The organism is Taibaiella helva, assembly GCF_003545695.1.
GTDB classification, from domain to species: domain Bacteria; phylum Bacteroidota; class Bacteroidia; order Chitinophagales; family Chitinophagaceae; genus Taibaiella; species Taibaiella helva.
The window spans coordinates 17,009-37,308 of the sequence record NZ_QUZZ01000004.1 but is presented as its reverse complement, the minus strand read 5'-3'; the positions used below and the strand labels follow the sequence as shown (position 1 = coordinate 37,308).

The window sequence follows — 20,300 nt, the reverse complement described above, 5'->3', positions numbered from 1 at the left end:
GTTCAGCGCTCCAGGCAATGGACGCTGTAGTGCTGTCCCCAGCCGCTCAGTATCCAGCAGCGCCGGGTGGTTGCGGTTTTCAGCAGCGCAATGCCGAATGCCAGGCCAAAGGAAGATGCCGTAGGATAAGCGCCACAGTATTGGTTGTAGGTTATCGTTTCCAGGTCCCGGAAAGGGCCGCCGGAACGGTCGGACCCCGGCGCATTCAGTAGCAGGAGATCGTTGTCTGCGACAGGAAGCTCATGTTGTTGCAGGAACTGTTCCAATGATGCAGCAACGGTCTTTTCATCAGCAGCGGAGAACATGTCGAATGCTCTGAGCTGTGCCAGCGTGTCTTGTGTCCTGCGGGCAGATAAAGAAAAAAAGGCAGCGCCTTCGCCGGCAATATCGGCAGCGGTGTATTTGCCAAAGCGTTCGAGTATCGCGTAGCTGGTATCCGTGCATTCGTCTACAGCGCCGGCCAGCACTGTAGCTTCCGGCCGCTCGGCCAGCATCAGCGCCGCATCGAGCAAGGCACTCTCAAAGGAATGCGCTTTGTGCACATAGGTCATGTTGTGGGCAGTACAGGCCAGCGATAAAGCGATCTGCCCGGATACTGTATTGTGCGTCGATTGGATAAAGGCTGTGGGGTTAAGGGTCTGCTCTTCCTGCACGATCATCTTTTGCAGGAAATTTTCCGAATCCTGCAGCATGCCGTAGGCCGTGCCCACGTGGATCGCATCCGGCAATACCTCACCCAGGCAAAGCTTTGCGGCTGCCACACCTGTGCGCACCGGTTTGGTCATGCGGCGCAGCTGCATGGGGGCGATCAACTCCTTGTAATCGGGCTCGATGCAGGCGGCTTTGCCCCGCGCCGGTTGCTGAAGTGCCGCTACCGGGGTGTCCTGTGTAAGGATGCCCGCAGGGCTGATGCTGCAAAATCGGTTGATGTACATTTTCATTGAAATAGGCGTCAAAAATACTTTTTTTGCCTTACTTTAGGCTGGCAAAATTACGATGCCCCGAGCTGCCTATACATACCTGGAGCCGATGAACGACTCGGAGCTTTCTTACCTCAAAGAAAAAGAAGCCAGGGAAAAACACGCCTTTTTAAAAACCACCCGGATGCTGGCCGTGCTGTTCGTGATCGTGCCCTGCTGCATGGGTATCATTATGGAAAGCATCAAGCGCAGCCGGGATACACCGGCCATGGCGCAGCTGCGTGAAGAGCAGGAGCCACGGGTATACCTCTACTATGTGCTGGGTATGATTGTTCTATTGCTGATCGTCGCTGTGGGTAGCTATATCGTCTATGCCCGCAGCCTGAAGCCGCTGCGAAAAGACATCCGTTTGGGTAACAAAACCATTGAGAGTACCGAGATCAGCCGCAAGCAATACGTCAATAGCAACGATACCTGTCATTTTTTTCTGCGTTCCACTTTCCGGCTCAGCATAGAAGTGAGCAAGGAAGACTTTGAGCTCTACGAAGAAGGCGACGAGATCAATATTGAATACAGCACTTTCTCCAGAGTTTACTTCGGCTATTTTTAACGACTTACCATGTATGCTGCAGCTGCTTCAGGTAAGCGGCAGTATGCAGCAGGCGGCTGCCGTACCAGCTGAATAGCTCACCATCGACCAGCTGTATGGTTGCTGCAGGCAGCAGGGCCTGTAATTCCTGTATATGCTGTTGTTTGAACGGATAGGGCTCCGATGAAAGCAGCACCAGCGAGGGATTACGGGCGATGATGTCTTCATTGCTGATGGTAGGATAGCGTTCCCCGTCTGCGTAGCTGTTGGTCAGCCCGGCGCGCTGAAGGATATCGTGGATAAAGGTATCGCGACCCACAGTCATCCAGGGCTTACGCCAGATCAGGTATAGCGCGGAACGAGCAGGGGAGAAGGCTTCCAACCCGCCGAAGTCTGCTGCGATACGCCCGGCGATGGTGTCTGCTTTATCCTTCTTATCCGTAAGTGCACCCACGGTACGGATCATCTCGAGGGCATCGTCCAGGGTATGGATATCGCTGATCCATACCGGTGCTATATCCTGCAGGCGCTCTACCTGCTCTTTTACATTCTCCTCCTTATTGGCAAGTATCAGGTCGGGCTGCAGTGCAGCAATACGATCGCGGTGCAGCGCTTTGGTGCCGCCTACTCTTGTCTTGCTCCGGAACCAGGAATCGGGATGCACGCAGAATTTGGTGATACCTACTGTCTCTTCCTCCAGGCCCAGGTCGTACAGGAGCTCGGTTTGGGAGGGGACCAGCGATACGATACGTTTCGGAGGACTATTGGGTTTGCTATCGCCATTAAGAAAGAACATAGCTTAATCTTCAGTAGGATGTTCGGGTTTGGGTAACAACAGTTGCATAAAGACCAGGTCCAGCCATTGACCGAATTTGTAGCCTACTTCCCTGAAACGGCCCACCTCTTCAAAGCCGAAATGCCGGTGCAGCTTCAGGCTGGCCTCGTTGGTAGCGTCGATGCCGGCAACCAGCGCATGCAGCTGCTGTTGCTGCGCCGATGCCAGCAGCTGCGGATACAGCAGCTTGGCTATCCCTCTGCCCCGGTGTGCGGGATCGATGTAGGCCGATATCTCGGCAGTGTATTTGTAAGCGGCCCAGGGGCGAAAAGGGCCATAGGTGCCGAAGCCGATGGCCTGCCCGTCCAGGTCAGCTACCCAAACCGGGAAGCCGTCCTGCTGCTTCTGGCGGAACCATTCGTGGCGCATAGCCAGTGTGTGCGGCTTGTAATTATACACCGAAGTGGTGTTTAATATCGCATCGTTGTAGATGTCCAGTATCTGCTGCAGGTCGCGTTCCTGCGCTTCCCTGATCTTTATCTCCATAAGCTAGTAGAGCAGATGCATCTTCTTCCTGCTTTTCCAGCCGGCATCGCTTTTTGATTCGGTGAAATAGACGATAAGGTCGGCATCGCTTTTCCAATCGGTAAAATAGATCTGTTTTTTGGCATCGCTTTTCCATTCGGTGAAATACCATACGCCTTCGTTCTTGCCTTCGGCATCGCTTTTGCTTTTGGTTTTATACACTACGATGTCGGCGTCGCTTTTGGAATCGGTCACATAGACGATCACCTGGGCATCGCTTTTCCAATCTGTAGAAAATACGACCTGTGCTCTGGCCGGGCGGACACCGCAAAGCATCAGCAACAGGCAGGCCAAACAAAGAATATTTTTCATGAGCGGGCAGGTTTTGACGCGCCTGCGCTACCTCCTGAATACGATGCGGAAAGTAGTGCCTTTGCCGGGTTCCGACGATTTTACAAAGATACTGCCATTATGGTATTTCTGGATAATACGCTTGGCCAGCGACAGGCCCAGGCCCCAGCCGCGCTGCTTGGTAGAGTAGCCGGGGGCAAACACCTTCTTAAAATTATTTTTGGGAATGCCTTTGCCCGTATCGCTGAGATCGATGGTGACCAGGCGGGGCTGATTGGTCAAGGTGATCAGTATCCGGCCTTCGCCCTCCATGGCGTCGAGTGCGTTGCGCATCAGGTTCTCGATCACCCAGTCGAACAGTGGCCCGCTGAGCAGTACCTGTACATCGTCTTCTTCATGCTCAAAATCGATCGTTACTTTCTGCGGCTTACGCATACGCATGTATTCCACCATACCCTGCAGGCGGTCAACGAGATTCTCTTCCTTCAGCTGGGGCACACTACCGATCTTGGAAAAACGATCGGCGATCAGCTGCAGCCGTGATACATCTTTTTCCATTTCCGATATCCATTCGCGGTTGCTTTCGTTATCCTTCAGCAATTCCATCCAGGCCACAATAGAGGATAAGGGGGTCCCCAGCTGGTGAGCGGTCTCTTTGGACATGCCCACCCATACCTGGTTTTGTATGCTGCGCTGTGCATTGGAAATGGCAATGATCACGATGAGCAGGAAAAAAACAATGATCGCAAGGATAAGGAGGGGATAATAACGAAGCCGGTTCAGCAGTATAGAGTCGCCATAGACGACGTAGCCCTTGCCCGGTAGGCCGGGTGTGCTGTAATCGTAGGGCAAGGGCTCGTGCAGTCGCTTGAACTCCTCATATTTACGAGCCAGGTATTCCGGATCGTTGATCAGGCGGCTGCTGTCCAGGTTCTGCGTGCTGGTGATCTCTCCCTTGTCCGTAGTAAGGAACAGCGGTATGGTTGTATTCTCTGTAATGACTTTCGATGCAAAAGTAACATCGGACTGTGCCTGCGGTGATCCTATGGCTATCGTGCGGAAGGCTTCCACCAGCATGACTACTCTTTTCTCCTCTTCCACAGCCATATCCTTGGCTACCTGGTTGAAGTAGTACAAGGCAAAGCCGACGATCGTAAGGGCAAAGACAACCAGGTATGTTTTCCAGTGCAGGTACTTGCGCATGGGCCAAAAGTAAGTAAAAAACATAAGGACGAAAGCCTTTCCCCACGGGCTTCCGGCTTTATCTTTTTTCTGTTTATTTGCGCCGAACTCGCTATTTTTGAAGCTATGGGCTTTCTTTTTCCCCTGTTTCTTCTGGCCGGCCTGGCGCTGGTGATCCCGGTGCTGATCCACCTGTTCAACCTGCGGCGCTACAAACGTGTTGCCTTCCCTGATACCCGCTTCCTGAGGAATATCCAGCTGTCGACCAAAAGGCAGGCGAAAGTACATAACTGGCGCCTGCTGCTGATGCGGATGATTTTTCTGCTGGCCCTGGTGCTGGCTTTTGCACAGCCTTTCCTGGGCCGCAGGGGTACCGAAGGAAAAGCTGCGGTATCGGCGATCTATATCGATAATTCGTATAGCATGACGATAGGGGAAGGACAGGAAAGCCTGCTGCAGCAGGCAAAGAAGAAAGTCCGGCAGCTGATTGCCGCTTCCGGCAATACGGCGCGGTTCCTCCTGCTGAGCAATGATAAGCTGGCTGCCACGCGGCCTATGCTGCGCAGCGAAGCGCTTGAGGCGCTGAATGCCATCCGGCCGGTAGCGCGGGTAGCTTCCCTGCGGCAGGTAATGAACAGCATTGTTGCCGCACAGGCGAACGAAGGGAAAGAGCCCTGGAATATCTACCTGTTCAGCGATCTGCAGCAAAGCACGCTGGATGCAGACGAAAAGCTGCCGCAGCCGGTAAACGCCACGGTGTACTGCTATCCGCTTACTGCCGATAAAGTGTCTAACCTGTATATCGATACGGCTTACTTCCTTTCCCTAAACCTCGATACCCGCCAGTCCAATCCGCTGGTAGTGCGGATAAAGCAAAGCGGTGCAGCGCAGGAACAGGGCAGCAACCTGAGCGTGGCTGTGGGCGGGCAGGTAAGGGCGGTGAGCGCGATCTCCCCTGAAGCGGGTAAGGATTGGACAGATACCCTGCCATTGCAGCTGAATGGCGCCGGCTGGCAGCAGATCAGCATCAGCCTGGAGGATCATCCGTTGAGCTTCGACGATACCTTCCGCATTGCGGCGCGCACCACGCCCAACCTTTCCGTGCTGATCGTTAGTGACGAAACCATTAATCCTTACCTGCAAGCTGCCTTCCGCACCTATCAGGGCTTCCGCGTGCAGCAGGAGCATGCCGGCTCGGTGAATAAGGCGCAGTGGCCGCAATACAGCCTGGTGATCCTGCAAAATCTTTCCCGGATCACGCCCGATGTGCAGGAAGCCGTCAAAGAAGCCCTGCAGCGCGGGCAGAACATATTGCTTTTTCCCGGTAACATTACCGACGCCGATGCATTTAATCAGGCCCTGAAAAGCTGGGGCGATATCAGCCTTGGGAAAGTAGATACAAGTAGACAGCAGGTGGTATCCCTGCAGCAGGCACATCCTTTGCTGCAGGATGTGTTTGAAAAAGTGCCGGACAACATACAGCTGCCGGTGGCCGTAAAGCGATACCCTGTCGATGCTTCGGTAGCCGCCAACCAGCAGGCGCTGATGAGCTTTCGCGATGGCAAGCCTTTCCTGGCGCAATATTCGCTGATGCAGGGCAAGCTCTATCTCTGCGCTTCTTCGCTGGATGACCGCAGCTCCAATTTTGTGTTAAGCTACTTCTTCGTTCCGGTCCTGTATAAGATGGCAGTGCAGGGGAGCGGTGGCAATATCTATGCGCGGGCTGTGGGCAGCAGCGCGCCCTTGTGGCTGCCGGTATCAGGTACGGACGACCGGAAGGTATGGCATCTCGCCAGGCCCGGCTTCGATGCAATCCCTTCGCAGCGGCCCGCCGGCATCGGTGTAGAGCTTTACCTGAACAATACCGCCAGGGACGCCGGCTTTTACCAGCTGTACAGCGAGGCCTCGAAAGATACGGTGCTGGTGGGGCTGAATGCGCTCCGCAAGGAGTCTTTGCTGGGCAGCATTTCCCGTACTTCACTGGAACGGGTGATGGCGCCGGCGAAGCTGCATTGGCTGGATGAGCAGACCGTAGGCCGCCAGGGCTGGAACCAGGCACATGATCCATTCCCCTTGTGGAAGATCTGCGTGATCGTGGCCTTATGCTGCCTGGCGGGAGAAACCTTCCTGCTGCTGCGGAAAAGAAAGGCACCGGAACCGGTGGCTGCCGTTTCCTGAAACTATTGTTTATAGCTTGATATGCTCCCGGGAACTATGCCCTTTGTCAGGCCTTCCTGCGGATACCCAGAAGCAGGAACAGCCAGCCGGCGATGAAGAACAATCCACCAATAGGCGTCAGGATGCCCAGCCCGCCTAAGCCAACGGAAGCCGTTGCTTTCAGGTACACCAGGCAATAGATGGAACCGGAAAAAAGCAGGATGCCGCCAAGAAAGGCCCAGGTGGCCCGGCGTATCCATGCCGAAGGAAAAGCCTGATGCAGGATACCGGCAATGGCCAGCGCAAAGCTGTGGTAGAACTGGTACTTCACTGCGGTTTCATAGGAAGCCAGCAGCTCGTCGGTAAGGTGGGGACGCAGCGCATGAGCGCCCATGGCGCCGGTGATCACGCCGATAAGCGCGAACAGGAATGCAGCAGTAAGAGCGGGTCTGTACATTGTTCAGAGCGAAAGATTGTTATCGGAAAGGTATTGCTCGAGAGCTGCTGCAAAGGTACTCAGGTTGGCCGTTCCGGTGTCTATCTTCAGGTGTGCCTGCTCGTATATTTCTTTTCTTTGCCTGTACAGCCGGGACAATTTTTCGGCCAGCTCCTGCCGGTTGCCATTGACCAGCAGGGGGCGTTCGAGCCCTTGTTCCTCAATATTGGCCAGGAGAGCTTCAAGCTCCGTTTCCAGGTAGATCACGCAGCCCGCTGCTTTCATCAGCCGCAGGTTGTCTTTATAGCAGGGCGCGCCGCCGCCGGTTGCGACTACAACCTTGTCGGCAAACTGCTCCAGGACAGCGAGCAGGGCTTCCCGCTCCTTTTCCCTGAAATAGGTTTCACCGGCCTGGAAGAGCTGTGGAATGCTGCTGCCTTCCCGGGCTTCGATCACATGGTCCATGTCCACCTGCCGGTAATGCAGCAGCTCGCCCACCTGGCGGGCCCAATAGCTTTTGCCGCTTCCCGGCATGCCGATAAGGAATATGCGCATCGTTTTTCAGGATAAAGATTTGCAGATGTCCGGCAGCTGCTCTGCTCCGAGCAGGTTATGACCGGTGTCCAGCACATGCAGCCTGGCTTGCTTCAGGTTCCGGATAAACCGTTCGCCCTGCGCCGGAGGAAAAATACGGTCGTGCCGTCCCATGAAAAGATGGGTCTCCACTTTGTACTTGTTCAGGTTCCACTTCACTGCCGCTATATTGACCACAAGTCTGCTGGTGACCGGCCATACATAAGACAGCTGATGCCTTACGTTTTCGTCGGTCAGGTTCCGTTGGGCAAATTTAAACCGGGATTCGTCGATGATCTTAAACTTCCTAAGGAAACCGACACGGCTTATCCATTTGTCGGGATCCCGCATCATGCTTTTGAAGCCCAGCTTGCCTACCGGATTCCTGGTGGCGAAATGATACCAGAAATTCTTTTCCAGTCCGTCCGGCGCCAGCAATATCATTTTATCGATCCAGTTGGGCTGCTGCTCGATTACGTTCAGGCATATCCTGCCGCCCAGGCTGTACCCCAGCAGGGAAAGCCGTTCGGCACCGAAATCGTTCCGTATGCCCTGGACAATAGCCATCAGGTCTTTCTTGCGGAAGTAAGGGTCCTTCCAGCGGGTAAGGCCATGCCCCGGCAGGTCTATCGATACTATGGTATATTCCTGCTCCAGCAGGGCGGCAAGCGGAGCAAAGATCGCGGCGTCGTTGCCGAAGCCGTGAAAGGCGATCAGCAGCTTGCTGCCCCGGCCCATCCGGAGGCAGTGGATCTCGTTGTCGTTATATTTTAAAATGCCGGCGTGCGGTAACATATCTTAATGATCTCGGGAACAATCCAACAAACAGGTAAGGGCTATAGGACGAGGTTAAAAAAAAGCTGTCACCACAGGCGACAGCTTTGAACTTATTTCTGAAGGGAGCCTACGCCGCGTAGCAGGCGCCCCCACCGGATACCTTTTTTCGTATAGGCATCAACCTGGTTTTCCGGGTTGCTGCCATAGCTGAGCCAGACGAAGGATGCTTTACCTACGATATGGTCTTCCGGGACAAAGCCCCAGAAACGGGAGTCGGCAGAGTTGTGCCGGTTGTCGCCCATCATCCAGTAATAGTCCATTTTAAAGGTATACCGGGCCGCTTCCTGGCCATTGATGAAGCACCTGCCTTCCTTTATCTCAAATTTGTTCTTTTCATAAGTCTCGATGGCCCTGCGGTACAATACGGCATTGGCCGGCGTCATGTCGATGGCCATCCCTTTTTTCGGGATCAGGATCGGGCCGTAGTTGTCCTGGTTCCAGGGGAACAGGGCAGGGTTCTGGGGATATACGGCTTGCCCGCTGGGGCCGGTTACATTGCCTTTCGGCTCTACAGCCGTTGTAATGCTGGTCACGCCCGGCAGCTTGCTGTAGGCCTGCATGGTCTCATATTCCATCTCCATCACCATACCGGTGGTATTGTTGCCGCCGCGGAACAGGATATGATGCTCTTCGCCGTAATCGTTATCGTAGCGGAACTGCGGTCCGACCTGTACCAGGTAATCCATGCGCTGGTGGGGAAACAGCTCACCCCTGGCGCCGTTGACGTAGACCACGCCATCGATGACCTCTATCTTGTCGCCCGGTATGCCCACGCAGCGCTTGATATAGTTCTCTTTCTTGTCGACGGGACGGGTAATGATCTCGGTACGGCTCAGCACGGCATCCCTGCCCATCATACGCACCGCGGCATAATAATCCTGCGCAGGGTCGATCAGCATAGCTGTATCGTTGTTGGGAAAATTGAATACCACTACATCGTAACGTTTTACTTTGCCAAAGCCGGGCAGCCTGCGGTATTTCCATTGAACCGCGTCGGTATAGGACTTCCCGCCGAAGATAGGCATGGTATTGTGTACGAGTGGAACAGCCAGCGGGGTCATGGGCATACGGGGTCCATAGGCCACTTTGCTCACGAAGAGATAGTCGTTGATCAGCATAGTGCCTTCCATGGAGCCGGAGGGAATGGTATAGGCTTCTATAAAGAAGGTACGGATAAGGGTGGCTGCAACGATCGCAAACAAGGCGGCGTCAAGCCATTCCCGCCATACGGGTTTCTTTTTCTTATTGGGATCCTGTTTTTTCTTTTTCCAGAAAGCTAGGCGCATATTCTTTTCAGGGGATTGATCATCATTATTGCGGCAGGAATGCCTGCCTGGCTATAAGCGTCAAAAATAGTAACTTATTGCCAATAAGCCGCTTTTCATTTATGCTCTGATGCGGGAAGGATAAAGGCCCCGCACACCAAGGGTAGCGGGGCCTTTATACAACATGTGCAAAAAAACTTATGTGGCCGGCACTGCGGCGCTGTCGGCAGCTTCTGCCGGTACGGCATCTTCAGTACTGTCGGGAATTACTTCTTCTACATCATCTGAGGGTCTTCTTTCTGCCTCGGCTACTTTCTGGCCAAAACGGATCAGCTGCAGCAGGCTGTTCTCATCTTTCTTCTGGAAGGTAGCTTCGAAATGCATGTCGGTATGGTCGCCTTCCAGCTTACCGCCATGTGCCGTGATGGATTCCAGCAATTGCTTGCCATCGTGGAATACCGAGCTATCTTCTTTGCCGTACAGCAGATCGAGCGGTACAGAGCTGATCGAATTTTTAATATCCATAAAGAAGCCGGAGGGACTGCTCTTTGCCTCGGACGGAACCTTAAGCGCCGTATTGCCGGAAGTTTGCAGGAAGCTGGCGGCTACGGCAGGCTCGTTGGCGGCTACGACATAGCTGCCATCGGTAGCCAGGGTGAACGATCCGCCGATCATATAAGTATTGGGTGCAGCGCCGGGCGACAGCATGCCGTTGCTGAGGGCCAGCTGCAACAGTTTGTCAAAGGAAGCCTTATCCTTGATCTTCATCGAAAAGGTACCCTTGAATGTGGGCACCGGTTTGGTGTAGTTCACAGAAGAGCCGGCCAGGGTGTACGACTGGCTTTCGGTGGTTACTTTAAAGTCAGTAAAGGCGAGCAGGAAATCACCGGTAAAGGCGTTCAGGATATCGTCGAGGCTCAGGCTCACTTCTTTGAGGGCGGCGCTGGCCAGGGGAGCCATACCGATAGTATCGATCAGTGCTTTGATGCCCTGGGGATTGATATGATGGCTCAGCATCAGGTTCATCTGGCTGCCGGGAACCTTATTCAGCAGGTCGTTGTTCACCGATTTTACTTCGAGCGCCGATGCAATGCCTTTTACGCTGGGATTAAAATAGTAGCGGGCATCGCCGGTGATCTTGCCTTTCTCAAAGTCGATACCGCCGGCGAGGCAGGCATCTTTGATCAGCTTTTTCTGTGAGGCCATGATGGTACCGGCCTGGCCCAGCTCTTCCTGGGGCATAACGTTCATCAGGGATTCATAGTTCATCCATACGCTGATATCGTGCCCGGCTTTCATCAGCTCGGTAAATTTTGCATTGGTGGCTATCGATTGGTCTTTCTGCATTGAGAAGGTTTTCTCGATCTCCTCGGTCAGCAGCGTAGTGTTATCGGCCGCCGGCTTCAGGCTGCCGTCGTCGGCCCATTCCCGCTGGGGCATGGTAGCGGCAACTATGGCTGTCTGCTTGTTCCAGCCTACACAGATGTTCGGATTCAGCACGGCAAAAGACAGCTTATCCTTAGTGGTCAGCTTCGCTTCTTTAAATTTATCTTTCAGAAAAGCGCTGAATTTTTCGGCGTCTTTCAAAGGAAGCAGTACCTGGTAGCGGGATTTGCTCTGCGTGCGCAGGTCGGGTACGGCATAAGCGTACACGATCGACAGGAATTCAATACCTGTTTTTTCTATGTCGAAATGTGAGGTGTCGCCGCCGGCGCCGCGGGTCATTTCCTTCAGCATAGGACTGCCCGAGATGGCGCTTAAGCCCACTTTTTGCACCAGCAGCTGCCCGGCATTAATGCCGATCACGCCGATAGCGTCTTTGGGAATATAGCGGAGATTGTCATCTTTCTTGCTGCAGCCAGCCAGGACAAGGAGCAGGCACAGCACAAGGGGCACTAAGCGAAGGGATTTTTTCATCGATAAAGTTTTAGCTGGCAAAAATAAATAAGCCTTGTCATATAACAAGGCTTACCGTGAATATTGAACATTCTCTTATCAGAACGGCAGATCGTCGGGCTGGTTGCCGGCATTGCCGAAGTTATTGTTCTGCTGCGGCTGAAATTGCTGCTGCGGCTGCTGTGCATATTGCTGCTGGGGCTGGGGAGCGCCTGCTGCAGGTGCAGCGGAAGCCCTTTCTACCCTCCAGGCGTTGAGGTTGGTAATATACCGCACCTGCCCGTCGCGTTCCCAGCGGTTACCCCTTATATTGAAGTTCACTTTAAGCACCTCGCCTTCCTGGAACTGATCGATCACTGCGCAGCTCTGGTTCACCAACTGGAAAGAAGCATAGTTGGTAAATACCATACCGGTAGGGCTTTCATCCGTGAGCTCCAGCACGAACTCTCTTTTAGAAAAATTGTCTTTGATCTGTTGCGTAGGGAATTTGGCATGCAATCTGCCGGACACTTCTAAACTCATATTAGCTGTATTTATAAAATTAGTTGACGAAGTTAAGCTATTTTTTTAAGGTATGTTCTATCTTTTATGCTAAAGTAAAGGCGGCATAGCCGGCCTCTGTCATTTTAGGTTCTGTTCCAGGCTGTTGATTGTACAATGTGATGGTTATCATACACTTGTTGTCTTTTTAAGGATGGCCCATTTCCTGAAAACAGCATAAGCAAAATATTAAAAGGCTGCTTTGATGATGCCTTCAAAATCATCGGCGTTCAGCGAAGCGCCGCCGATAAGGCCGCCGTCCACATCGGGGCAGGCAAACAGCTCGGGCGCATTGGAAGGCTTGGCGCTGCCACCGTACAGGATCGGTGTCAGGTCTGCCACCTCAGTGCCATATCGGGCAGCGATCAGGCTGCGGATATAAGCATGCATGTCCTGCGCCTGTGCGGCAGTGGCGGTACGGCCGGTGCCGATGGCCCATACCGGTTCATAAGCGATCACGATATTGCCGAATTGGCCGGCATCAAGATGGAACAGGGCGCCTTCGATCTGGCGGCGTACGAGGTCGTTCTGCGTACCGGCATCCCTGATCTCCAGGGGCTCGCCTACACAAAAGATCACTTTCAGGCCCTGGCTCAGGGCAGCATCGGTCTTTTTGCTCAGCAAGGCTTCATCTTCGCCGAAGTACTGGCGGCGCTCGCTGTGTCCGAGGATCACATAGGCTACGCCTACGCTTTTCAGCATACCGGCAGATACTTCGCCGGTGTAAGCGCCGGAGGCTTCCTGGTGGCAGTTTTGAGCAGCAAGGAAATGGCCGGGCACCTCTTTCAGCTGTGTAGCGGCCAGCTCAAGCTGCGTGAACGGCGGAGCGATCACCACTTCCAGGTTTTCGGGAAGCTCAAGCGCTGCGGTCCTTTTCAGGATGTCGGTCACCAGTTGTTTCCCTTCAAAAAGATTCTGGTTCATTTTCCAGTTGCCGGCTACAATTTTCTTTCTTGACATGTAAAAATTTAAGAGGTTTGAATGTATGTAAGGTTTGAAATGTTATGTTTTGTGGTTAGCGTCGTTGCGTCACGTTCATCAGGTCTCTCTGTTTGGCCGTGCGCTCAAATACATGCTGCAGGATACTCTTTTCATCTGCACTCAGCTGGCGGTTGCGCCGGATCATCATGCGGTTGGCGGTATCCAGGGCTTTATCCAGGGTGTAAGTGGTCATGCCTTCGCTGCCGCCCCAGCTGAAAGAGGGAATGAATTTTTCGGGAAAGCCGCCGCCGTAGATATTGCAGCTGACGCCCGCCACAGTGCCGGTATTGAACATGGTATTGATGCCGCATTTGGAATGATCGCCCATCAGCAGGCCGCAGAACTGGAGGCCGGTCTTCACCGACCGGTGCTCATATTCATCCCATATTTTCACCTCATCATAGTTGTTCTTCAGGTTGGAGCAATTGGTATCGGCGCCCAGGTTGCACCATTCCCCGATCACGGCATTGCCCAGGAAACCATCGTGCCCCTTATTACTGTTGGCGAAAAAGACGGCGTTGCTGATCTCCCCGCCGGCTTTGCAACCGGGTCCGATGGTTGTGGCGCCATATACTTTAGCACCCATTTTAAGCACTGCGTGCTCACCCAGGGCAAAAGATCCCCTGATGATAACGCCATCCATGATCTCGGCATCTTTACCGATATAGATAGGGCCGCTGCCGGCGTTCAGGATGCAGGGATAGACTTTCGCACCGGGTTCGATAAATATCTGGCCGGGATTGAGCGCCGTTACATGAGCCGGCAGCTCCTGCGATTGCCGCCCTGCCGTAAGGAGGGCAAAATCGTCCCTGATGGATTGGTCGTTTGCAGCGAAAATATCCCATACCTGTTCCAGCTTCCGGAAAAAGCTGGTGTAGCTGATCGTTTTTGCCATCTGCTGCGCCGTCTCCAGCTCTTGGCCCTGTACCTGTGGCTGGCTGGTACGGAATGCGATCAGCACATCGTCCTGGATCAAAGCTTCTTCCGGCTGTAGTTTTTTTATGGCTTCAGCCATATCTGCTGTAGCAAATACGGCACTGTTGATATAGGTATGCACGGTCTCATCCGTATCCTGGCGCCCCGGGCTGAAAGCTGCCCCGGGTTTTTGCTCAAACAACCTTTTGAGGTGATCGGTGAGGGTATGTCCATCGTTGTGCAGGGGAAAGGCGCCCTGCAGGTAGCTTTCGGTAAGGGTCCCCGTCGCCGCTTCCAGCAGTAGCTCCCAGCGTTCCCGCATGGTCAGGATGCCGCAGCGGACATCGGCCATCGGACGGGTATGGGTAAAGGGAAGAAAGCGGTAACGGGCCGGGCCGTCGAACAAAATAAAGGACATAGGTCAGGAAAATTGCGCTGCGAAGTTCGGGATTTTTTGAAAAGATAAGACGCTGTGAAAGGGCTGCCTGCCAATGGGAGGCCATTCCGTCAGGATATCGATGGCGGTATTCCCCCGCGGACAGGGCTATAAACAAGCGGATAATGCTTACCTTTGCACTCTTTTTAATTCATAGAAACAGGAGAACCCAAAGATGATTTTACCTATTGTGGCCTATGGACATCCCGTGCTGCGTAAGGAATGCGAGGATATAGCACCCGATTATGCCGGCCTGCCGCAGCTGATCGCAGATATGTGGGAGACCATGTACCACACCAATGGCGTAGGACTGGCTGCCCCGCAGATCAACCGCCCGGTCCGCATTTTTGTTGTCGATACCGAGCAGATCGTGGAAGGCTTTGACGAAGAAGACCATAAGCAGTATCCCAATGAAAAGCCGGTGAAACGTACCTTCATTAACGCGCATATCGTGGAAACAACAGGCGAGCCCTGGGCCTATAATGAAGGCTGTCTCAGCATTCCAAAAATCCGGGAAGACATCAAGCGCCCCGAACATGTGCGGCTGCGTTATGTGGACGAGCAATTTGTTGCGCACGAAGAAGATTTTCATGGTATTACGGCACGTGTAATCCTGCACGAATACGATCATATCGAAGGCAAGCTCTTTATCGATTACCTGCCCCAGCTGAAGAAGCGCCTGCTGAAGAAGCGCCTGGAAGATATTTCCAAGGGAAAAGTACGCGTGGATTATCGTATGATGCTGCCTAAATAAGCGATGGAAAAACAAGAAACAATAGCTTCCGAAGGCCCGAAGGGCAATGTGCTGGTGCGGTACTTCAGGACCATGCCAGTATTTTTCCCGCTGATCGGCCTGTTCCTCCTTGTCCTGACGGTTTACGAGGCGTTGAACTACCTGGGCGACGATTCGGTATCGCGCCTGTATTGGCTACGTCCGCTGGTGCTGGCACTGTATTTCCTTTGCTGGGCAGGAGCCTGCCTGGCACGGAAGCTGCCGGCTATAGGATTTGTAGGGCTCACCATTATTAATGTGGCATTTTACCTGTTCGGTCCCGATAGCATACTTAAGCGGGCATTGGGCGACCTGCTGTTCCTGCCCATACCGGTGAACCTGCTGTTTGCTTTCCTGCTGCTGTTCTTTTTCAGGAAGATGAAATAGAGCGACCCGTTTGGGGATAAACCTTAACCCGGTTCCTGTGCCGAAATGAATAACCGGATGGGAACCGGGAATTTTTTTGTTGATTTGTGGTAATCGTTGCCGACCGGCAATCATTTTCAATCATGAGCTACGCACAATCTTTTGAAAGATTACAGAACATACTGGCCGAACTGAGGGAGAAATGCCCCTGGGATAAAAAGCAAACAATCCACTCGCTGCGGATACAAACCATCGAAGAGCTGTACGAGCTGGCCGATGCGATCACCGATGAGGACTGGAAAGGAATCAGGGAAGAGCTGGGCGACCTGCTGCTGCATATCGTGTTTTATAGCAGGATAGGGCAGGAGCAGGGCCAATTCGCTATCGGCGACGTGATCGAATCGGTATGCAATAAGCTGGTGGCCCGGCACCCGCACATCTATGCCCAGGTAAAAGTGGAAGATGAAGCCCAGGTAAAGCAAAACTGGGAGCAGCTGAAGCTGAAGGAAGGCCGTAAATCGGTATTGAGCGGGGTGCCCACAGCGCTGCCGGCGATGGTCAAGGCGTTGCGGTTACAGGATAAAGCCCGGCAGGTCGGATTTGAATGGGATAACAAAGAACAGGTATTTGAAAAAATAGAAGAAGAGCTGCTGGAGCTGAAAGAGGCTATCGAGGTCAAAACACAAAATGATATCGAAGAAGAATTCGGCGACCTGATGTTCTCGATGGTCAATTATGCCCGCTTCATCCATGTCGATCCGGAGAATGCGCTTGAACGGACCAATAAGAAATTTAAGTCCCGTTTTGAGCAGATGGAACTGCTGGCCGAAGCCGGCGGCCGGTCGCTGCACCAGATGACCCTGGCTGAAATGGATGCGCTCTGGAACGAGGTGAAGCGAAAGCCTGCCTGACCGATCCCTAACCTAAAAACACTACACATTGAATAAGTGGCTGAAAAATGTGCCACATCTGGGCTGGCTTACGGTATTTGCGATCTCGCTGGTCGCCTGTACCATCCTGTACCATTGGGAAAAGCAGCAATACAGCCCCCGCCGGCTGGTGCACTATGTCCAGCGGGATTTCAGCATAAAGGAAAATGCTACCGTAAAAGACAGCCGCAGCGGCGCGTTCGGACGGTTTTTTAAATCCCGTGGTAAAAGCACCCTCAGCACGGATTATTTTCTGTTCCTTGCTACATCGAAGGAAACCCTGCTGTGGAATACCTCTCAGGTAGATCTGCCGGTAATGGTACGCCGTCATCCCGATGCCTATCTCGGGGGCAAGCTGCAACGGCTTACTGCGGGCTTTTTTTACATACGCACATGGCCGCTGGCCCGCTATGCCGCTGAAGCCGACAGCAATGCGGTGTTTGCCTACACCCTGGTTCCGGTCGTTTACAATTATCCGCTGGAAAACCAGTACTTCCAGTCCCGTTTCGTAGCCGATCCGCGGATACCTGTATCCACAGGCGTTTCCGATACGGCAGGGCCCGGCAGCTATCCCGTATGGCGCGACAAGGGGAATGCAGCCTTCTATCTCAGTTTTCGTGAAACGGCGGAAGAAACCTATACGGCAGGGCTGGCCGTATGGCTGTTTACGATCGTTACCTTGTTCAGCTTCGCGTTCTGGCTGCACGAGGTATGTCTCGATATCGGTCCGCGCGCCGGGAAGCCATTCCGGGGCTGGCTCGTGCTGCTCGTCATACTGGCAGGATTTTATTTCGGACGGAGCTGGATCACCTATCCTTCAGGTTATCTCAATTCGGAGCTCTGTTCTCCCGAGCTGTTTTCTTCGGGAGAACGGGTAAGGTCGCTGGGCGATTTCATTGTTTCTACGGCGATCATTTTCTGGCTGCTGCTTTATTTTATCGCTTATGTGCCGGTCGCGACACAACCTTTGCTTCGGCACCAGGTGGTCGACCGGATATTGCGTTTCCTGCTCGCGACGGGCCTCATCCTGTTCCTGTACCAGGACATTGCTCCCGATATGCGAAAGCTGGTGATCGATAGTAAGATCTCGTTCCAGGTAGGCGACTTTTCCAGCCTCACGCCCTATACTTTCGTTGGTATCTTTACGCTTTCCGTCATTACCATCAATTTCCTTATTGTGCTGGGCATCATCAATGCCTTGCTGGCCCGCGCGACGCGGCATAGCTGGCTCAAGTACGGCTTTGTGCTGCTGGTAAGCCTGCTTATTGTGTACCGGCTTTCGGGCACGGAGCTTAATGTGTTCAATATGGCCATTATGTTCATGTCCTTTGCCGGCCTGCTGCTGATCGATGCTTTCGGCTTGCCTATGCAGCGGCGCACCCGCCTGTACGACTTGTCCATTGCGCCGACCTCCTATCTCTGGTTTGCCATATTGTGCTCCTGGATCACCCTGGAGATCTTTTATTTCAATTATATCAAGGAGAAAGAGCTGCGGACCGTATTTGCCCAGAAGCAGCAGCAGGTCGATGATGCCTATGTGCTGCTCTATACTTTTATGGACTTCGCCCCTTCGTTCCAGAAAGATACGGTGATCCAATCCTTTTTCCGGGATCCTGGCCAGCATAGCCAATTGCTTGCGGAAAAGTACATTTTTTACAATTACCTGTCGGAGTATGCCCGCAAATACAGTGTCTCCATTTATTGTTATGACCGCCGGCGCAAACCCCAGGGAGGCAGAGATTCGACCGATGCGCAGTTGTCACGCCTAACCGACACGGTGACCACACAGGGATTCGTATATGCGATGGGACGGGCAGCCGGTAACGGGCACCTGTTCTGGTTGCGTTGCCCTATTCCGGCGCCCGGCGGCTCCGGCGATACGCTGGGTTATATCGATTTCGATGTCGCTGTCGATAAGACACCGAAAATGATCAGCCGGCGGTCGTTCCTGGGAAAGAAATACAACCCTACCGACCAGCTCTATTTTGATAAATATGCTTATGGTATCTACAGGAACAATACCCTGTGGACGCAGTATGGCAACCACGTTTTTCCTTATATCAACGCTGGCAGCACCGATACCCTGGAGACCCGCTTTTACGAGTCCTGGAACAGCTCCCGCCTGGTTTACCGCTCATCGAAAGAAGAGCAGATCGAGGTGATCTATGATCGTAACCTGCTCATCAGTGTCATTTCGCTGTTCAGCTATGTGCTGGCGGTGCTGCTGGTGCTTACGGGTCTCACCTTTATTGTCCGGCAGCTTTTCTTCTATCCGGCGCGTACCCGCTTCTTTCTGCGGAATTTCAATTTTACTATCCGTACCAAGATCAACCTGACTATCCTGGTTACGGTATTCGCTTCGCTGCTGGTGGTCGGTGTGATCACCCTTTCTTTCCTCAGCAGCAAGTACAAGGAGAACCAGCGGAAAAGCCTGCAGAACCTGCTGCTGTATTATGCCCAGAACATCAACCAGTTTGTAGAGGAACATCATCTTGATCTCAATGCCGGGCCTGCCGGGCCGATCGACAATTACTCCGATCTCAGCTACCGCCTCAATGCCCTGGCCGAAGACCAGGGAGCCGATATTAACCTGTACAACGGTTCGGGCAAGCTGATCGCCACTTCCCAGCCCGAACTGGTGAAGAACGGCCTGTTGTCGCGGCATATCCAGCCCGAAGTATTCAGGGCGCTGCGCAACGGCGATCAGACGGAGCTGCTCATCAGCGAACAGATCGGCGACCTGAAGTACCAGAGTATATACACACCGCTCAGGAGCCGTAACGACAGGATACTGGCTTATGTCAACCTGCCTTATTATGCCTCGCAGCGGGAGCTGAACGACGAGATATCCAATGTGCTGGTATCGCTGATCAATGTATATGCGCTTATCTTTTTCCTGTCGGGTATCTTTGCGATCATTATTTCCAACAGCATTATCCGTTCTTTCCGCCTGCTCATCGACCAGTTCAGGAATATACGGCTACGGCATAATGAATATATCGAATGGCCTTATAAAGATGAAATAGGAGTGCTGGTAAAAGAATACAATACAATGATGCAGAAAGTGGAAATGATGGCTTCGCGGCTGGCCCGTACCGAGCGTGAGGCGGCCTGGCGGGAAATTGCGAGGCAGGTGGCGCACGAGATCAAGAACCCGCTTACGCCCATGAAGCTCAACATCCAGTACCTGCAGCAGGCAATCAAAAATGATCGCCCCGATATCCATGCGCTGGCGTCAAGGGTCTCCGATACGCTGATCGAACAGATCGAAAACCTGAACCTGATCGCATCCGAGTTCTCCAGCTTTGCCAAAATGCCCGAGGCCGATCCTGAAGTTTTGCAGCTGGAGCAGGCCCTGCATTCATTGGTGCAGCTGTTCCAGAAGGATAATAAAGTAGCGGTTGTGCTGGAGCCCGGCGATAAGAACCTTTGCATCTATATGGACAAGAGCTATTTTATCCGCGTGTTCACCAACCTGATTCAGAATGCGATCCAGGCTATCGAGGAGCATAAGGCCGGCTTGGTCCGCATCAGCTATGAACAAAAGGATAATGACGTTGTTATTGCAGTCGAGGATAACGGAAGTGGTTTTCCCGAAGAGCTCCAGGAAAAGCTTTTTGTGCCGTATTTTACAACCAAGTCGTCGGGTACAGGATTGGGCTTATCGATGACCCGCAATATGGTGGAACATTCCAACGGCCGCATATGGTTTGAAACGATGCTGCATGAAGGCTCCACTTTCTTTGTCTGCTTACCTTTGGTGGAAAGCGCGCATAGCAGCGTGGCAAAAGATCATTAAGGCATTATCGCCCTTAGCTGGGAAGCCGGAATTTTCCGGCTTTTGTTTTATTTTTA

The 20,300-nt window shown here is 53.1% G+C and carries 19 protein-coding genes; 6 read left to right on the top strand and 13 right to left on the bottom strand.

Annotation, left to right across the window (positions count from 1 at the left end; genetic code table 11):
• Positions 1 to 2 precede the first annotated feature (2 nt).
• Entirely contained in the window at positions 3 to 935 is a 933-nt protein-coding gene (locus DZC79_RS07880; protein ID WP_157977000.1) for a beta-ketoacyl synthase chain length factor, read from the bottom strand.
• Positions 936 to 996: 61 nt separating this feature from the next.
• Here DZC79_RS07880 and DZC79_RS07875 point away from each other — a divergent pair, with 61 nt between their 5' ends.
• The gene (locus DZC79_RS07875) at positions 997 to 1,530 is read left to right on the top strand and encodes a hypothetical protein (protein ID WP_118951022.1); all 534 of its coding nucleotides are present in this window, start codon (positions 997 to 999) and stop codon (positions 1,528 to 1,530) included.
• 4 nt (positions 1,531 to 1,534) lie between these two features.
• Here DZC79_RS07875 and DZC79_RS07870 read toward each other — a convergent pair whose 3' ends face one another.
• From DZC79_RS07870 to DZC79_RS07855, 4 genes are read right to left on the bottom strand one after another with little or no spacing between them, the layout of a single operon-like run.
• Positions 1,535 to 2,305, bottom strand: a complete 771-nt coding sequence (locus DZC79_RS07870; protein WP_118951021.1) for an ABC transporter substrate-binding protein — start codon at positions 2,303 to 2,305, stop codon at positions 1,535 to 1,537.
• Positions 2,306 to 2,308: 3 nt separating this feature from the next.
• On the bottom strand, positions 2,309 to 2,830 hold the full coding sequence (locus DZC79_RS07865; protein ID WP_118951020.1) for a GNAT family N-acetyltransferase: 522 nt from the start codon (positions 2,828 to 2,830) through the stop codon (positions 2,309 to 2,311).
• A gap of 3 nt (positions 2,831 to 2,833) precedes the next feature.
• A complete protein-coding gene (locus tag DZC79_RS07860) occupies positions 2,834 to 3,181 on the bottom strand; it encodes a DUF6150 family protein (RefSeq protein WP_157976999.1) in 348 nt (115 codons plus the stop codon).
• Between the two features lie 27 nt (positions 3,182 to 3,208).
• On the bottom strand, positions 3,209 to 4,363 hold the full coding sequence (locus DZC79_RS07855) for a sensor histidine kinase (protein WP_157976998.1): 1,155 nt from the start codon (positions 4,361 to 4,363) through the stop codon (positions 3,209 to 3,211).
• 105 nt (positions 4,364 to 4,468) lie between these two features.
• Between DZC79_RS07855 and DZC79_RS07850 the strand changes: the two genes are divergently transcribed.
• Positions 4,469 to 6,520, top strand: coding sequence for a BatA domain-containing protein (locus DZC79_RS07850; RefSeq protein ID WP_118951017.1), 2,052 nt, complete (start codon positions 4,469 to 4,471; stop codon positions 6,518 to 6,520).
• 46 nt (positions 6,521 to 6,566) lie between these two features.
• On the opposite strand, the gene DZC79_RS07845 is transcribed toward DZC79_RS07850, so the two are convergent.
• The 8 genes from DZC79_RS07845 to DZC79_RS07810 all read right to left on the bottom strand — a co-directional run bounded on the left by DZC79_RS07845 (position 6,567) and on the right by DZC79_RS07810 (position 14,360).
• Entirely contained in the window at positions 6,567 to 6,956 is a 390-nt protein-coding gene (locus tag DZC79_RS07845; RefSeq protein WP_118951016.1) for a DUF423 domain-containing protein, read from the bottom strand.
• A 3-nt stretch (positions 6,957 to 6,959) separates the two neighbouring features.
• Positions 6,960 to 7,490, bottom strand: a complete 531-nt coding sequence (locus DZC79_RS07840) for a shikimate kinase (RefSeq protein ID WP_118951015.1) — start codon at positions 7,488 to 7,490, stop codon at positions 6,960 to 6,962.
• A gap of 6 nt (positions 7,491 to 7,496) precedes the next feature.
• On the bottom strand, positions 7,497 to 8,303 hold the full coding sequence (locus tag DZC79_RS07835) for an alpha/beta fold hydrolase (protein ID WP_118951014.1): 807 nt from the start codon (positions 8,301 to 8,303) through the stop codon (positions 7,497 to 7,499).
• A gap of 92 nt (positions 8,304 to 8,395) precedes the next feature.
• A complete protein-coding gene (lepB, locus tag DZC79_RS07830) occupies positions 8,396 to 9,631 on the bottom strand; it encodes a signal peptidase I (protein ID WP_118951013.1) in 1,236 nt (411 codons plus the stop codon).
• Between the two features lie 177 nt (positions 9,632 to 9,808).
• On the bottom strand, positions 9,809 to 11,527 hold the full coding sequence (locus DZC79_RS07825) for a DUF4836 family protein (protein ID WP_118951012.1): 1,719 nt from the start codon (positions 11,525 to 11,527) through the stop codon (positions 9,809 to 9,811).
• Positions 11,528 to 11,605: 78 nt separating this feature from the next.
• A complete protein-coding gene (locus DZC79_RS07820) occupies positions 11,606 to 12,028 on the bottom strand; it encodes a DUF3127 domain-containing protein (RefSeq protein ID WP_118951011.1) in 423 nt (140 codons plus the stop codon).
• Between the two features lie 207 nt (positions 12,029 to 12,235).
• On the bottom strand, positions 12,236 to 13,006 hold the full coding sequence (gene tpiA, locus DZC79_RS07815; protein WP_118951010.1) for a triose-phosphate isomerase: 771 nt from the start codon (positions 13,004 to 13,006) through the stop codon (positions 12,236 to 12,238).
• Between the two features lie 55 nt (positions 13,007 to 13,061).
• Complete coding sequence (locus tag DZC79_RS07810) at positions 13,062 to 14,360, bottom strand: GlmU family protein (protein WP_118951009.1); 1,299 nt, start codon at positions 14,358 to 14,360, stop codon at positions 13,062 to 13,064.
• Between the two features lie 193 nt (positions 14,361 to 14,553).
• On the opposite strand from DZC79_RS07810, the gene def reads away from it, so the two are divergent.
• The 4 genes from def (at position 14,554) to DZC79_RS07790 (ending at position 20,244) form a co-directional block, all read left to right on the top strand.
• Entirely contained in the window at positions 14,554 to 15,132 is a 579-nt protein-coding gene (def, locus tag DZC79_RS07805; RefSeq protein ID WP_118951008.1) for a peptide deformylase, read from the top strand.
• A gap of 3 nt (positions 15,133 to 15,135) precedes the next feature.
• A complete protein-coding gene (locus tag DZC79_RS07800) occupies positions 15,136 to 15,537 on the top strand; it encodes a hypothetical protein (protein WP_118951007.1) in 402 nt (133 codons plus the stop codon).
• Positions 15,538 to 15,659: 122 nt separating this feature from the next.
• Positions 15,660 to 16,427, top strand: a complete 768-nt coding sequence (gene mazG, locus DZC79_RS07795; protein ID WP_118951006.1) for a nucleoside triphosphate pyrophosphohydrolase — start codon at positions 15,660 to 15,662, stop codon at positions 16,425 to 16,427.
• 28 nt (positions 16,428 to 16,455) lie between these two features.
• Complete coding sequence (locus tag DZC79_RS07790; protein WP_118951005.1) at positions 16,456 to 20,244, top strand: sensor histidine kinase; 3,789 nt, start codon at positions 16,456 to 16,458, stop codon at positions 20,242 to 20,244.
• Positions 20,245 to 20,300: the final 56 nt, after the last annotated feature.

What these genes read in the sequence shown, in the direction of transcription:
- DZC79_RS07840 (WP_118951015.1), bottom strand. Translation starts at nt 7,490, where the DNA reads ATGCGCATATTCCTTATCGGCATGCCGGGAAGCGGCAAAAGCTATTGG.
- DZC79_RS07865 (WP_118951020.1), bottom strand. Translation starts at nt 2,830, where the DNA reads ATGGAGATAAAGATCAGGGAAGCGCAGGAACGCGACCTGCAGCAGATA.
- DZC79_RS07825 (WP_118951012.1), bottom strand. Translation starts at nt 11,527, where the DNA reads ATGAAAAAATCCCTTCGCTTAGTGCCCCTTGTGCTGTGCCTGCTCCTT.
- DZC79_RS07820 (WP_118951011.1), bottom strand. Translation starts at nt 12,028, where the DNA reads ATGAGTTTAGAAGTGTCCGGCAGATTGCATGCCAAATTCCCTACGCAA.
- def (WP_118951008.1), top strand. Translation starts at nt 14,554, where the DNA reads ATGATTTTACCTATTGTGGCCTATGGACATCCCGTGCTGCGTAAGGAA.
- lepB (WP_118951013.1), bottom strand. Translation starts at nt 9,631, where the DNA reads ATGCGCCTAGCTTTCTGGAAAAAGAAAAAACAGGATCCCAATAAGAAA.
- DZC79_RS07880 (WP_157977000.1), bottom strand. Translation starts at nt 935, where the DNA reads ATGTACATCAACCGATTTTGCAGCATCAGCCCTGCGGGCATCCTTACA.
- DZC79_RS07850 (WP_118951017.1), top strand. Translation starts at nt 4,469, where the DNA reads ATGGGCTTTCTTTTTCCCCTGTTTCTTCTGGCCGGCCTGGCGCTGGTG.
- DZC79_RS07845 (WP_118951016.1), bottom strand. Translation starts at nt 6,956, where the DNA reads ATGTACAGACCCGCTCTTACTGCTGCATTCCTGTTCGCGCTTATCGGC.
- DZC79_RS07875 (WP_118951022.1), top strand. Translation starts at nt 997, where the DNA reads ATGCCCCGAGCTGCCTATACATACCTGGAGCCGATGAACGACTCGGAG.
- DZC79_RS07835 (WP_118951014.1), bottom strand. Translation starts at nt 8,303, where the DNA reads ATGTTACCGCACGCCGGCATTTTAAAATATAACGACAACGAGATCCAC.
- mazG (WP_118951006.1), top strand. Translation starts at nt 15,660, where the DNA reads ATGAGCTACGCACAATCTTTTGAAAGATTACAGAACATACTGGCCGAA.
- DZC79_RS07810 (WP_118951009.1), bottom strand. Translation starts at nt 14,360, where the DNA reads ATGTCCTTTATTTTGTTCGACGGCCCGGCCCGTTACCGCTTTCTTCCC.
- DZC79_RS07800 (WP_118951007.1), top strand. Translation starts at nt 15,136, where the DNA reads ATGGAAAAACAAGAAACAATAGCTTCCGAAGGCCCGAAGGGCAATGTG.
- DZC79_RS07860 (WP_157976999.1), bottom strand. Translation starts at nt 3,181, where the DNA reads ATGAAAAATATTCTTTGTTTGGCCTGCCTGTTGCTGATGCTTTGCGGT.
- DZC79_RS07855 (WP_157976998.1), bottom strand. Translation starts at nt 4,363, where the DNA reads ATGCGCAAGTACCTGCACTGGAAAACATACCTGGTTGTCTTTGCCCTT.
- DZC79_RS07870 (WP_118951021.1), bottom strand. Translation starts at nt 2,305, where the DNA reads ATGTTCTTTCTTAATGGCGATAGCAAACCCAATAGTCCTCCGAAACGT.
- tpiA (WP_118951010.1), bottom strand. Translation starts at nt 13,006, where the DNA reads ATGTCAAGAAAGAAAATTGTAGCCGGCAACTGGAAAATGAACCAGAAT.